We start from the raw sequence: 14,244 nt of genomic DNA, 5'->3' as shown, positions 1-14,244 counted from the left end.
TAACAAGTCAGTCTTTTAATGACTACCACCCCTAACCCCTCCTTGCACAGGAGGGGAAAACGTTTGGTAATCAACCCTCCCCCTGTGTAAGGGGGAGTTGGAGGGGGTAGTTTGTTGATAGGAATAAGACTTGTTAGACACCCTCGTATAGAGTAGTTGAAATAAATAAATCGTTATTTTTAAGACGGGTTATTTATTTATAATATCAATTTCTTTCAACCATTTTTCTACTTGCGGACGAGCAGAACTTGCCGCACCTCCACTGGTGATAAATCCTTTTTTATTCGTGGCCTTGCTTGTGTTTTTCACGAAATCCTTAAAGCAACTTTGTTCACCGCCTCCACCGTGAGTGCAAAACGGGATCACGATTTTACCCTCCAGTTTATAACTTTCCAAGAAGGTCAGGATCGGCATGGGCATCGTTCCCCACCAGTTCGGGAAACCGATAAAGATAATGTCGTACTCTTCCATATTCTTCACCTTCTCTTTTAATGCGGGACGGGCATTGTCGTTTTTTTCTTTTTTGGCTACTTCCGTACAAGCGTGGTAGTCTGCCGGGTATGGTTTGGCTGTTTGAATTTCGAATAAATCTCCGCCTGTCAGATCTTTGATATAATTTGCTATCGCTTTCGTGTTCCCGCTGCGTGAGAAGTAAGCGACCAACACTTTTTTCCCGTTAGAAGTTTTTTGTGCTTCTGCACTCATGCTAAATGTTGCCATAACTGTTGCAATTATTAAAAAGTACATTGTTTTCATCATGATACATTATAAAGTTGTTCATTATTTTTGTAATACAAATGTATGAGGTATCAGAAAAAATGAGTGTAGATAAATTACAGATATGTGTACCATTTTTACTGATTTCAAATGTTTGATAGAGAAACTTAAACGAGAATTATTATTTTTGTTTGGCAAGAAGAAATTCCAAAGGACGTACATGTTGGGCTTAAATGTAAATTGAAATTTATGCGGGAAGTCATGGTTCAATATCTGCAACATCGGTTGTTGAAGTGGTTCGATGAGAATCACCGGATATTCCCGTGGCGAGAAGATCAGGCGACAAAGTACCAGCAAATTGTTTCTGAAATTTTGTTACAGCGCACGAAAGCGGAGACGGTGGCAAAGTACTATGATACGTTTTTCTCTAAATTTCCCGATTGGAACGCTTTGGCGAATGCTTCGCTTGAAGAGTTGGAAGAAATTATGAAACCTTTGGGGTTATATCATCACCGGGCTCGGCGGTTGTATAAATTGGGGGAAGATATTCGCAGACGGGGAGGGAGAATTCCTGGAGATGAGAATGAATTGAGAGATTCCGGCTTTATCGGGTTGTATGTCACCAATGCTTTCGAGTTGTTTATCTTGAAAAATCGCAAACCCTTGTTGGATGTGAATATGTCCCGTTTGCTAAAACGTTATTTTAAACCGGGAGATTTTATTGACGTGCGCCATGATAAAGAGATTCAAGAATTGGCCAACGATATCATCGAGGTGCGTAGGTGTAAGGAGTTGAACTGGGCTATTTTGGATTATGCGGCATTGGTGTGTAAAGTCCGGAATCCGTTATGTGGGAAGTGTGTGTTGAACAAATATTGTAGATATTATGAGTTATTCCAAGGTGACGTGACTGAAAAGCCGGAGTGATAATCTTCAGCAGTCTTTGCAACAATTTTCCTGATCGTTCATTTAAACCATGGAGCATTCAACTTAAAAAACAGTTTGAGAATCATTCTCAAACTGTTTTTTATGATGTAGGTGTTATCTTCTTTATTTAATAACTCCCAATTTTTTACCAATCTTGATGAAGGCAGCCAATGCACGATCCAGTTGTTCACGCGTATGAGCGGCAGACAATTGGATACGGATACGGGCTTGTCCTTTCGGTACAACCGGGTAGTAGAATCCGGTAACATAGATGTTTTCTTTCTGTAATTCGGCAGCGAATTGTTGAGAAAGAACGGCATCATAAAGCATCAAGGCGCAGATTGCTGATTCTGACGGTTTCAGATCGAATCCGGCTTCCGTTAATTTAGCACGGAAGTAGTTAGCGTTGTCCATGACACGGTCTCTTAATTCAGTACTCTTTGACAGCATGTCGAACACGGCGATAGAAGCACCGCAGATTGCCGGAGACAAGGAGTTAGAGAACAAATAAGGTCTTGAACGTTGACGCAACATATCGATGATTTCTTTTTTACCGGTCGTGTAACCACCCATAGCTCCACCCAGTGCTTTACCGAGGGTTCCTGTGAAGATGTCCACACGGTTCATGCAATTGTGGTGTTCTGCAGATCCACGACCTGTTTTACCGATAAATCCGGCAGCGTGGCTATCGTCAACCATTACCAATGCATTGTATTTCTCAGCTAAGTCGCAGATTTCGTTCATTTTGGCAATATCCCCGTCCATGGAGAACACACCATCGGTAACGATGATCCGGTAGCGTTGAGCTTGGGAAATTTTTAATTGCTCTTCGAGGTCAGCCATGTTGGCGTGTTTGTATCTGTAGCGTACGGCTTTACAAAGACGAACACCGTCAATGATAGAAGCGTGGTTCAATTCATCAGAGATGATGGCATCTTCCTGACCGAATAACGGTTCGAACACACCACCGTTGGCATCGAAGCAAGCAGCGTAAAGAATGGAATCTTCCGTTCCGAAGAATTGAGAGATTTTAGCTTCCAATTCTTTGTGAATATCTTGGGTTCCGCAGATGAAACGCACTGAAGACATTCCGTAACCACGGCTGTCCAATGCTTTCTTGGCTCCTTCGATAACCGTCGGGTTAGAAGAAAGTCCTAAATAGTTGTTTGCACAAAAGTTTAATACAGTTTCTCCCGTGGCAAGCTTGATTTCTGCATCTTGCGGGGTAACGATAATTCTTTCGCTCTTGTATAAGCCGGCGTCTTTTATGGACTGCAATTCAGTCTTTAAAAAGTCTTGAAATTTTCCGTACATATAACTAATTTTTATGTTTGTTTTAATGGCCTCAAAAGTAATGAATTTTTATTTACGACGTATTCGAAAATGAAGATATCGTATTTTATTTGGTAAATAAGTTGTGAAATGTTATGATTCGGGGATAAAAACTTGAGACTGTCTAGCAAGTCTGTTTTTAACGACAACCTCCCCTACCCCCTCTTGTATAAGGAGGGGGAAACCTCTTGGCAATCACCCCTCCCCGGTGCAAGGGGAGGGGGTAGTTCGTGTATGCTCGGCATGAGCATTGTCTAACGGGTGCAAGTCCCGAGTAAGCCCTAATAGCGGGAATTACATAGCCCAAGGCAAGGGTGTTCATCGTGAGGTGAAATCTGAAAGAAGCCGGCGGCAAACATCTGACCTAACGGACAGAAACTTCATATAAGGCATATGACCGTGGGTAAGGCTGCACGACAAGCCAAAGCCCTATAGCTATTCGGAACGGTCGGTGTAAATGAAGTGGGTATAAGATGGAAAGACAATGCTCTTATCCGAGGAGGTCTCACGGACGCTTCAAATAGTTTTTTTTTTTACGAAAGAAGCGGAGTAAAGCTTGCCGTGAGAAGTCAGCAGATGCCATAGTATTGCAATAATCGATAACATTGCATGAAGGGCTGAACCTAACAATTAAACGATAGTAATTGAAACATACCTTATGAAGGAAAGAATGCAGAAAACATTATCCCAAGTTAATGGCTGCCCCCAAAGAGATAGGTCGGAAACCGAATGGTATGGGGGAGTGCAGACCTTCATGTGGATGTGTGAAGACAACATCGTGGAAGTACCATTCTACAAGGAACACCTTTTCGAGCAAATCCTCAGTCCTACGAATCTCAACCGAGCTTACAAGGCTGTTATGAGAAACAAAGGCTGTGGTGGTATCGACAAGATGTCATGTGAGCAGTTGCTCCCATGGCTCATGACCAACAAGGATGTGCTCATCCGTTCCTTGATGGACGGCTCTTACCGTCCGAACCCAGTGAAAAGGGTAGAAATACCCAAAGACAACGGCAAGATGCGCCTGTTGGGAATACCTACGGTTGTAGACCGTGTGGTGCAACAAGCCATCAACCAAGTACTGACTCCCATCTATGAGAACCAATTCTCCAAGACAAGCTACGGCTTCCGTCCGGGAAGAGGATGCCATGATGCACTGCGTGGAGCGCAAAGGATAATCAACGAGGGCTACACCTATGTAGTAGACCTCGACCTTGAACGCTTCTTCGACACCGTGAGCCATAGCAAGCTCATAGAAATCCTCAGCCGTACGATAAAAGACGGCAGAGTAGTCAGCCTTATACACAAATATCTCCGAAGTGGTGTAATGAACAAAGGATTGTTTGAAGCGAGCGAGGAAGGAACTCCCCAAGGAGGACCGCTAAGTCCGTTGTTGAGTAACATCATGCTCAACGAATTGGATAAAGAACTCGAACGCAGAGGACTCCCCTTTGTGCGTTATGCTGACGACTCGATGATATTCTGCAAGTCAAAAAGGGCTGCAATGCGAGTGAAGGAGTCTATAACCCGATTTATAGAAAATGTTCTATATCTCAAAGTCAACAAGGAAAAGACCGTAGTGTCGTATGTGCGCGGAGCGAAATACCTCGGCTACTCCTTCTATGTGATGAAAGGCAAATGCCAACTCACGGTGCATCCCAAGTCCAAGGACAAGATGAAGTCAAAATTGAAAGAACTGACAAGTCGCAGCAACGGATGGGGATATGCCAAGAGAAAGCAAAAGCTGAAAGAATACATAAGAGGTTGGGTTGGCTATTATCACCTTGCCAATATGAAGCGTCTCTTGCTTGTAACAGACGAATGGCTAAGGCGTAGAATCCGCATGTGTATATGGAAAGCTTGGAAGAAAGCCAAGACAAAAGTGGCAAACCTCATCATATGTGGTATCAATAAATATCAAGCATACGAATGGGGAAATACTCGCAAGGGCTATTGGCGAATAGCTGATAGCCCTATTCTAAAAAGGGCGATAGATAACAATAAACTACGCTCCGCAGGGTATGCTACTTTAATAGGGTCGTATCTCGATTGGTATCCAAAATAGGAACCGCCGTATGCGGAACCGCACGTACGGTGGTGTGAGAGGTCGGAAAACGAAAGTAGGAAGAAAACTGCTTCGTTTTCCTCCTACTCGATTGATGTTGGATAAGACCTGTTCAGCCTCGGTGATTAATTCCTGATTGCAGCAATTTCTTTCACAGCCTCAATAGCTGTGTTCACGTCCTCTTCCGTGGTGAAAGCGCCGATACTCATGCGGACAGTTCCGTGAAGATCGAATGTGCCGATGACTTCGTGTACTTTCGGGGCACATTGTAATCCGGTACGTACGGCAATATTATAATCCACGTCAAGCATGGTTCCCACGTCTCCCGAGTCGAAGCCGTTGATGTTGAAGCTTAATACCGGGTTCTGGTTTTCTATGCTGCTGGCGCAATAAGTGGTTACTCCTTCGATGTCCTGTAAAGCTTTGCGGAGTTTATCCCAAAGTAGGATTTCCCGGTGATGGATGTTCATGATTCCTTGTTCTTGAATCCATTTTACCCCGGCGTTCAATCCGGCAACCCCTAACAAGTTAAGGGTCCCGTATTCCAAGCGGTAAGGATATTCGTCCAGATGTACGGGATAAGCGGAGCGGACTCCGGTACCTCCGGCTCGGGTATGTTTGATTTCGATACCTTCACGCACGTATGAACCGCCTATACCTGTCGGGCCCATGAGGCATTTGTGGCCCGTGAAGCAATACACGTCAATGCCGGATTCCTGCATGTCTAAGTCAACAGCTCCGGCTCCTTGACTACCGTCAACCACGAAGATAACCCCTTTCTCTTTACAGATTTTGCCGATCTCAGTCAATGGTTGGATCGTTCCCAGCACGTTGGAGCAATGGGTCACGACAACAAATTTCGTGTTCGGGCGAATGGCGTTCTTTATATCATCGGGATGTACATAGCCGTGCTCGTCGAAAGGCACGTAAGTCAAGTCAATGGTCCCGTTTTGATGATGCATATTCAACGGGCGCAACACGGAGTTGTGTTCCAGCATGGTTGACACCACGTGAATGCCTTTTTCTACTAGGCCGTTAATGATCAAGTTCAAGGAGTCCGTGGCGTTATAGCTGAACGTTAGTCTGTTGTGGTCATTCCCGCCGTTGAATAGTTTGGTCAACATTTTACGGGTGGAATTTACAACCTCTTCCGTTTCAACGGCAGCATCAAATCCGGAACGTCCCGGGTTTACACCATGTTTACGATAAAAGTCGTTCATGAAATCATAAACTACATCCGGCTTCGGGAAGCTGGTTGCTGAATTGTCTAGGTAGATTAATTTGCTCATAAGATTATAAATTTTAGGTTTTTCAACTTTCAATGACCAGGGCATCTGCAACCAATTCCGCCACCGTCTTTATGGTGATACCCAGTTTGTATGTATGATTAATTTGAGATAGCTGGTCTACACAATTGTGGCATGGGGTCACGACAATCTCGGCTTTTGTCGCGGTGATTTGATCGGCTTTGATTTTGCCGATGTTCAGACGACGTTCGTTGTACTCGCTCATCGCGAGAGCCCCGCCACCACCGCCACAGCAGAAGTTGTCCGTGCCGTAGGGTGTCATTTCCACCACGTTTGCGGCAGCCGCGTTGACCACGAAACGGATTTCATCGAGAAGTCCCCCGTTACGAACCAAATTACACGGGTCGTGGATAGTGACGACTTTGTTGTTCCGTGTTTTGTCGAGCTTGATCCTGCCGCTTCGGATGTATTCCCCGATGAGTTCAACCACGGTAAGCGTGTCAAAATCATACGGAGTCTTGAGGTAATTGGGACCTTCCCAGCGCATGGCTCTTGAGCCGTGACCGCATTCCCCGAGGACAAGACGTTTGCCGTGTAGGCGGTGAATTTCATCGTAAAGATTGCGGGCGATTTGAGTGGCCTCTTCATTGTTGCCGTTGAAATACCCGTAGTTTGTTACGTCGTAGTATTTGGACGAGAGGGTCCACTCTTCTCCTGCGGCGTAGAACACCTTTGCCATGGCAGAGATTGATAGAGGGAAGAATTTGGGTTCCCGCGGGTTCAAGGTATAAAAGACGTTTTTGTCGGGCAGATCAAGAAAGATGCCGGCTTTCTCGTCTTCCAGTTCGTCTTGCAGTTCCTCTTCCATCCATTGTATCGTGTCAACAAATTCTTCGGTGGGAATACCCATGTTGTTCCCGGTGTTGACTGCCGCATCGACGGTTGCTTGGAGTGTTTTTGGAACGAGTCCCATGACAGCAAGCATTTCGCGCCCTTTTTTTACCAGGAAGGGAATGTCCACCCCGATCGAACAGTGTTTTACGCAGCGCCCGCACATGGTGCAAGCCCCGAACAGGGAGTCAACCATTTCGTCGCATGTTTCTTGATTCAGTTCCCGGGCATGAAATAGTGACGGGAACATGGCTCCCTGCCATGTTTTGTAACGTCGGTAAATGGAACTGACGAGGTCTACTTTTCGTGCCGGGATGTATTTGCCTTCTTTCATCGTGAGGTAGTACATGCAACTGGATGCACACAAACCGCAACGAACACAGGCATTCAAGTGAGTTTCCAATTTGCTGTCATTCGTGTTCGAGATAATGGCGAGGGCTTTGGCTTTTTGTTCGTTTGTGATATTATTTGTCATATTGAATCGCTTTTTTAGGAGGCCATGTTCCACGCCAACCGTAGAAAAAGCCCAAATGATACCTGGCAAAGAAAAAGTAAAGCACGTGTTTGATTTTGCCCAGGGGCATCCACACGAAGAGAAGAGCCATGATGATATAATATGCCGCCCCGAACTGTAAGGTGAGTAGGCAGTAGGTCGTCAGAAAGAGCATGATGGTGCAGAGAAGATTAGAAATATAATCATCCGCGCAGGATAACTCCCTGAGTTCTTGTTTGGCCAGTCGTTTGATAAATAGAGCCAGCCCGCAAATGGCAGCAATAAAGATGATCGCTGCCAAGATCATGACGATGAGGTTCGTTGCGCTTTCAATAGGAATTTGGAATTTGAAAATAACCGCAAGCGTGAATAGAAGATACACGGCTATTGCCAAAAAGTTGCCTATATGAAAAAATATACCTGCCGTGTAAGTGGGCAGGTGTAAATAGGCTGATTCTTTTTGCATAGGTGACATGGCTCCGATACAAGAGTAACAGACTGCCTGGGCAATATTTCCCGACTTTTGCGAAAGGTCCTTGGGAGGACCATGTTTTAAAAGTCGTACGAAATATCCCCCAGTAGCACTACGCAAAAAAGAAGTGCAGCTAACGAAGTCCAAATATACCAAGACATGGTCGTGGATATTAGACGCACCCGTCGGGTTTCGGTAACCCGGCCACCCGACACGCTCCTCGGGCTGGTCCTAATGGGAACAATTCATAAATGTCTTTCAATTTTAGTCCTGTTTCTTTGCAGATGGTACGTACCATCGGGGCATTCCCCTTTTCTTCAAAATTATCACGAATAATTTTGATAATTGCCCAATGTTTGTCGTTTAATTCCGTGATTCCATCTGCCTCTGCAAAGAGTTTTGCCACGTCTTCATTCCAGATGGAGGGATCGGTGAGGAAACCGTCGCCATCAACTTCGAACGTCTTTCCATGAATTTCTAGTGTTGCCATAATGTTTATTGGTTTTAGATTGATTTGCAATATAATAAATATTTGAAACAACAACAATGATTTTGGTTGTGTATTAAAGAAATATGTGTGATTATGTGCTTTCCCGCGTGGGAGTAGGGCGTTAAAGAATTTGAAATTGAAATTCAGATATATTTTCATGTGCAACTTTTGCAAAATAGTCGCATTTGTGTCTGATTCTGGATAAAAAGATTACCTTTACATATGAAAGTATGTGTTGGATTACGAAAAAATATTGGCCTATGAAAGTCTTTCTATTGTTTGTACTGTTCTTTGGGTGTGGGGAGTTGGGATATGCCCAGCGTGTTGAAGGGAGTGTTGATACTCCTTTAGAAATCAGACGGGTTTTGTTTGTTAGCTCGTATCATCCGGAACAAGTGTGGGAACGTAAGGTGTTGAATGGGGTGAGAAAACAGCTTGAACGGACGGGATACAATATAGATTTGAGGGTAGTTTATTTGGATTCTAAACGGCTGACAAGTACAGAGGTGAGAAATTCTTTATTAGAGGCACAATTACGGGAGATTAAGGGAAAGTTGGATTTGATAATTGTTTTGGACGAAGAGGCCAATAAAGCCCTTTTTTCATTGGATATTCCTCTGGTAAAGGAAACGCCTATCGTGTTTTGTGGTGTTATGCAGTATTCGAAAAAGTCGGGTTTTGATCAAGTGACGGGAGTTATTTGCGCTATTGATTATGAGCAATTATTTTTGTTAGGACGGAAATTATTCCCGGAGGCGCAAAAAGTTTACGTGTTTTCGGATCTGTCGGGAGCGGGGCGGGTGCATGAGGCTTTGGCTCGACAACAATTGTCCAAATATTGCGAGCGTTTTCCGATAATCTTTGCGGGAGACACCATTTCGAACGTGAATAGTTTTATAAAGGAGTTGCAAGAGGTTTATCCCCTTTCTTTTGTTATCCTGACCACGTGGCAACACGGTAAACGGGGCGTGTATCTCGATCCGGATATTTATTATTCCATGTATGCTCATGAATGTCCGGTCCCGATTTTTACGGTGATGGATAACGGTTTGGGAAAGGGAATTTTTGGGGGAATGGTGACATTTGCCGATCAGATGGGAGTCATGGCCGGAAAAATCGGGAAACGAATTTTGAATGGAGAGCAGGCGAAAGCGATTCCGATAGATACGGTTCGTCCTGTTCCGGTTTTTGATGAAAATCAATTGAAACGTTGGCAGGTGGAACGGAAGGATCTCCCGGGTAAAAGTTTGATTATTAATGAACGGGATGTCTTTTGGCGGACGTATGGGAATTACATTTGGATTGCGGGAGTTGTCTTTGTATTGTTATTACTGCTTGTCTTGGTCTTGGTGTTATCTCATTTGAGATATCGGGAAATGTTGCATCGAAGTGTTTTTTTAGAACAATCAGCCCTTCGGATGGCTGAAATGTTGAAAAAAAAGACCGAAATATTGTCTAATACCTTGTCTTCTATGAGTGAAGGCATTTTGGTGGTAGATAAGACGTTGCGAGTGATCGAGTTAAACCATGCTTCGGTGGTCGGTTTGGGATGTGAAGGGAACGTGATTGGTAAATCCTTGAAGGAGATTTGCGAGATCAACCGCGATCAAGTCGGGGATGGAATTGAAGATTTTGTACGGAAGGTGATGAGAGAGAACAAGCGTCGGGAGTTGGCATTGAATACGGTGTTAATTTCGTGTGGGGTTCCCGTGCAACAAGTGACAGGAAGCGTTTCTCCTTTATTGAATGAAAATGGAGACGTGAACGGGGCCGTGATCATGTTGCGCGATGTTACTCGGGAGTGGCAGCAACAAACTTTTTTGCGTATCTCGATAAATGCTTTGCAGGCTTACTCTTGGTGTTATGATATGGATAATAATATCATGACGATAGGAGAGAGTTTCTCGAAGGATGAGGCATTGAATCGGGATTTAAGTACAATTGAAAAATACATGGCTCATATCCATCCGGATGACCGGGGAGAATTGTTGACTTGTCTGAAAGGGATAGCCAAAGGGGAATTGAAAGAGTTTGTTGTTGTTTTCCGGGTGGATTATTTATATCCCGGGGAGTATCGCTGGTTGGAGAACCGGGGAGTGGTTGAGTCCGTGGAGATGAGTGATGGACGGAAAGCGAAATACGTGTACGGGATGGGAATAGATATCAACCGTTACAAGGTGGCAGAGGAAGAGATGGCAATAGCCATGGGTAAGGCAGAGGAATCCGATCGGTTGAAATCTGCTTTCGTGGCGAATATTTCGCACGAAATTCGGACACCTTTGAACAGCATCGTCGGTTTTGCCAATTTGATGGTGGAAGAAGGCATCTCCTCTGAGGAGAGAAAGTTGAGTAGTGATATGATCACGAATAATAGCTTGACATTGTTGGGGTTGCTGGATGATGTACTTGATTTATCCCGTTTGGAAGCCGGAATGGACAAGGTATTTTTTAGTGAGTGTGATTTGCATTTCTTGGTTCATTCCATGTTGGATATCGGCCACTTAAATATGGAGCAAGATGTTAAGTTGATAAATGAAGGGCCTCAAGAGGGATTATGGGTTATGACGGATGAGGTGAAATTGACAAAAGTATTTATGAATTTAATAGGGAATGCCAAGAAATTTACCACGCAAGGGCATATTGTCGTTGGTGCCAAGATTACTTCGGATGATGTATGGGTTGAGTGTTGGGTTAAAGATACGGGAATAGGTATTTCTCCGGAAAATCTGGAGCATATTTTTGATCGTTTTTATAAAGTGAATGAGTTTAAGCAGGGAACCGGGTTGGGACTTTCCATTTGTGGGGCTATTATTGAACTCCTAGAAGGTCAGATTTGGGTGGAGTCAGTTTTAGGCGAAGGAACTACGTTTTATTTTAGAATTCCTTATCAGAAGCCAAAGGAGGAGGGGATATGATTCGGTGATTAACCGTTGTGGTCCCGGTGCAAACAGGTGATAATTTCGGTATTCTTTCGGTACAACTTCGGTGCGCTTCCGCTCGTGAGCGGAAGTGAAGCGTCGGTGTTCCCCAAATATATTGGAAAAAACTACTTGTTTGAATACTATATCAAAGGGTCTATTTGCTTTTTTCATCTAAACCAACTCTTTGCTTGAAAAGAATGGTATCGACACCGCGAAGAACAAGATATTCACCTATTCACGTGAGCCCATTTAATGACTATCTCCCAGAATCCCTCCTACATAGGAGGAAAAACTGCTTGGTAATCAACCCTCCCCCTGTGTAAGGGGGAGTTGGAGGGGGTAGCTTATTGATAGGAATAAGACTTGTTAGACAGTCCCATGCTTGGCAAATATTTGGACATTAAAAAAAGTCAGTATTTCTACTGACTTTCAACTTCTTGGCTCCTCAGGTAGGACTTGAACCTACGACCTACGGATTAACAGTCCGCCGCTCTAACCAACTGAGCTACTAAGGAATTTTCTCAAAAGCGATGCAAATATAGGGGTTTTGTTGAATTCCGCAAAATAAAATGGAAGAAAAAAATGGGTTGATGAGCTAAAAAAATGAAACGATAGGCTGGTATTTTGAGAATCAAGGAATTGTGTTTCGTGATGTAAAAAAGAGATTGTGTGTGTTGTTTTTTTGTTTTTGAGAGATATAAAAAATGTTGAGTTTTTTATACATTTGTAAGACATAGAAACGGAAGTGATGGAAGATATAGAATTAGATATACTTCAAAATTTGAACAAAGGTAAAGAGTGTGCGCTAAAGGAGATTTACCGTCTGTTCTTTCATGCACTATGTGCATTTGGAACCCGTTTCGTGAAGAATGATGCAGCGGTGGTGGATATAGTGCAGGAGGTATTTATAAAAGTATGGGCTCGAAGAACCGATTTCCAATCTATTTATTCATTACGTTCATTCATGTATCTTTCAGTTCGTAATGCTTGTTTGAATTATAACCGTGATTATGCAAGGGTGAGAAAAATTTCTTTTAATGACTCGGAGTTGGAGACATTTGCGGAAGTGCGGGAGAATGATTTTATGATAGAGGAGGATGTGCATCGTCAGATTCGTAATGAGGTGGAGCGTTTGCCGGAGGCGATGCGGAAAGTTTTTAATTTGACGTTATTGGATATGTCCATACCTGAGATTGCAAAGACCTTGGATATTTCGGAAAATACGGTGCGTAATCAACGGGCGCGGGCCAGGGAAATTCTACGGGCTAGGCTGCAAGACAAAATATTCTTTTTGTTATTATTATCTGATATTTGTTAGTCGCGATACTTGTAACGACATTTGAAGGCAGGTCAATTAATTGTTCCCTTGAACTGTCATAAGGCTTTGTGATCGCTATGGAAATAATAAAATGCATTTTTTTCAAAAAAAAATGCATCATGACTAGTATGCTTTGATGGTTTTCGTGTTATAGTGACAAAAAGAAGTAGATTATGTCAGAAGAGAATTTCAAGATAGCGGATATTATTTTTGCCTACATCAAGGGAACGATTACCGAGAGCGAGCTGGAGGAACTAACGGAGTGGATGAATGCCGCGGAGGATCATCGGAAATTGTTTCAACAAATAATAACTTCGGAATCCTATCGGGATAAGGATGCCGTGTATCGGCGTTTTGATTCCTATTATGATTTTGACCGTTTGTGGGGTACGATTCGGACGAGGAAGCGAAGTATGTGGAAATATGTTGCTGCAGCTGCCGTTATTGTGCTGCCTTTGCTGGTCACGTTTTTATTACAAATGAAACAAGAGGGGATTTCTTCGGGGAAGATTGCTTTGCAACCGGGTAAATCATTGGCAACATTAACTTTATCGGATGGGAGTTCCAAAGTGTTGAGTCCTGAGAATTTTGATTTGATGGATGGTTCGAAACGAATTGTAAATGATCCGGGCGGGTTGAACTATCAAGTTGAAGACACGAGTACATGTGCCGAGACGACCTATAACGAGATAACGGTTCCCCGTGGCGGAGAATACAAGGTGACGCTGAGTGACGGAACGCGGATTTGGGTAAACTCGGAAAGTTACATTCGTTTCCCGGTTGTATTCCAAGGTGATGAACGTCGGATTTGGGTTGCCGGTGAGGTTTTCCTAGAGGTCGCGAAAGATGCTGAACGTCCTTTTATTGTTAACACGGAGAAGTTGGATGTTAAGGTTTTGGGGACACGGTTTAATGTCAGGGCTTATCCGGACGAGAAATGTGTTCAGACAACGCTTGTGGAGGGATGTGTGCAGGTGGATAACTCGCGGGGGGAAGTGGCGGTGTTGCATCCTTCTGAACAACTGGTGTATGATGTTCGGGATGGAAATCATGAAGTTCGCGAGGTGGATACCGAATTGTATGTCTCTTGGAAAGACGGGGTGTACGTGTTTGTTTCTCAACGGTTGGAAGATATCATGTCGTTGATATCGAAATGGTACGATGTTGACGTGTTTTACCAGAATTCTGCTGTAAAAGATATGATGTTTTCAGGGCGCTTGAAACGTTACGAGAACGCGGAAGCTTTGTTAAAAGTGCTCGAACGCTTGGGAGGAGTGAAATTCTCCGTTCAAGGCAAGACTGTTGTTGTCGAAGACGAGTAAAAAAATAAATGGAAAGGAGGTGCAACTACTTTCCATTCATGTACGACCT

General features: G+C 43.7%; 11 protein-coding genes and 1 tRNA gene. 5 read left to right on the top strand and 7 right to left on the bottom strand.

The window, feature by feature from the left end; genetic code table 11:
• Positions 1-189: 189 nt before the first annotated feature.
• Positions 190-720: a flavodoxin gene (locus D8S85_RS10130; protein WP_228423183.1), complete on the bottom strand. Its 531-nt coding sequence runs from the start codon at positions 718-720 to the stop codon at positions 190-192.
• 246 nt (positions 721-966) lie between these two features.
• On the opposite strand from D8S85_RS10130, the gene D8S85_RS10125 reads away from it, so the two are divergent.
• Entirely contained in the window at positions 967-1,644 is a 678-nt protein-coding gene (locus D8S85_RS10125; RefSeq protein ID WP_106480601.1) for an HhH-GPD family protein, read from the top strand.
• A gap of 123 nt (positions 1,645-1,767) precedes the next feature.
• Here D8S85_RS10125 and kbl read toward each other — a convergent pair whose 3' ends face one another.
• Positions 1,768-2,958 (bottom strand): glycine C-acetyltransferase, encoded by a 1,191-nt coding sequence (gene kbl, locus D8S85_RS10120; protein WP_127075033.1) that lies wholly within the window; start codon positions 2,956-2,958, stop codon positions 1,768-1,770.
• Positions 2,959-3,634: 676 nt separating this feature from the next.
• On the opposite strand from kbl, the gene ltrA reads away from it, so the two are divergent.
• Positions 3,635-5,041, top strand: a complete 1,407-nt coding sequence (gene ltrA, locus D8S85_RS10115; RefSeq protein WP_127074879.1) for a group II intron reverse transcriptase/maturase — start codon at positions 3,635-3,637, stop codon at positions 5,039-5,041.
• Positions 5,042-5,166: 125 nt separating this feature from the next.
• Here the strand turns inward: ltrA and D8S85_RS10110 are convergent, their stop codons facing one another.
• From D8S85_RS10110 to D8S85_RS10095, 4 genes are all read right to left on the bottom strand, one after another.
• On the bottom strand, positions 5,167-6,330 hold the full coding sequence (locus tag D8S85_RS10110) for an aminotransferase class V-fold PLP-dependent enzyme (RefSeq protein ID WP_106625063.1): 1,164 nt from the start codon (positions 6,328-6,330) through the stop codon (positions 5,167-5,169).
• A 22-nt stretch (positions 6,331-6,352) separates the two neighbouring features.
• Positions 6,353-7,654: a (Fe-S)-binding protein gene (locus D8S85_RS10105; RefSeq protein ID WP_106480600.1), complete on the bottom strand. Its 1,302-nt coding sequence runs from the start codon at positions 7,652-7,654 to the stop codon at positions 6,353-6,355.
• Positions 7,644-8,138 (bottom strand): hypothetical protein, encoded by a 495-nt coding sequence (locus tag D8S85_RS10100; RefSeq protein ID WP_127075032.1) that lies wholly within the window; start codon positions 8,136-8,138, stop codon positions 7,644-7,646. The genes D8S85_RS10105 and D8S85_RS10100 overlap by 11 nt, the downstream gene beginning before the upstream one ends.
• Before the next feature lie 178 nt (positions 8,139-8,316).
• Entirely contained in the window at positions 8,317-8,634 is a 318-nt protein-coding gene (locus D8S85_RS10095) for a TusE/DsrC/DsvC family sulfur relay protein (RefSeq protein ID WP_106625062.1), read from the bottom strand.
• A 260-nt stretch (positions 8,635-8,894) separates the two neighbouring features.
• Here D8S85_RS10095 and D8S85_RS10090 point away from each other — a divergent pair, with 260 nt between their 5' ends.
• Positions 8,895-11,549 (top strand): sensor histidine kinase, encoded by a 2,655-nt coding sequence (locus D8S85_RS10090; protein ID WP_158641548.1) that lies wholly within the window; start codon positions 8,895-8,897, stop codon positions 11,547-11,549.
• A 444-nt stretch (positions 11,550-11,993) separates the two neighbouring features.
• Here D8S85_RS10090 and D8S85_RS10085 read toward each other — a convergent pair.
• A tRNA-Asn gene (locus D8S85_RS10085) sits at positions 11,994-12,070 on the bottom strand.
• Positions 12,071-12,303: 233 nt separating this feature from the next.
• Here D8S85_RS10085 and D8S85_RS10080 point away from each other — a divergent pair.
• On the top strand, positions 12,304-12,873 hold the full coding sequence (locus D8S85_RS10080; RefSeq protein ID WP_106480597.1) for an RNA polymerase sigma factor: 570 nt from the start codon (positions 12,304-12,306) through the stop codon (positions 12,871-12,873).
• A gap of 173 nt (positions 12,874-13,046) precedes the next feature.
• Positions 13,047-14,195: a FecR family protein gene (locus tag D8S85_RS10075; protein WP_106480596.1), complete on the top strand. Its 1,149-nt coding sequence runs from the start codon at positions 13,047-13,049 to the stop codon at positions 14,193-14,195.
• Positions 14,196-14,244: the final 49 nt, after the last annotated feature.

Source organism: Butyricimonas faecalis (genome assembly GCF_003991565.1).
Lineage (GTDB): Bacteria > Bacteroidota > Bacteroidia > Bacteroidales > Marinifilaceae > Butyricimonas > Butyricimonas faecalis.
The sequence above is the reverse complement of the archived record's forward strand: the minus strand, read 5'-3'. Positions and strand labels throughout refer to the sequence as shown.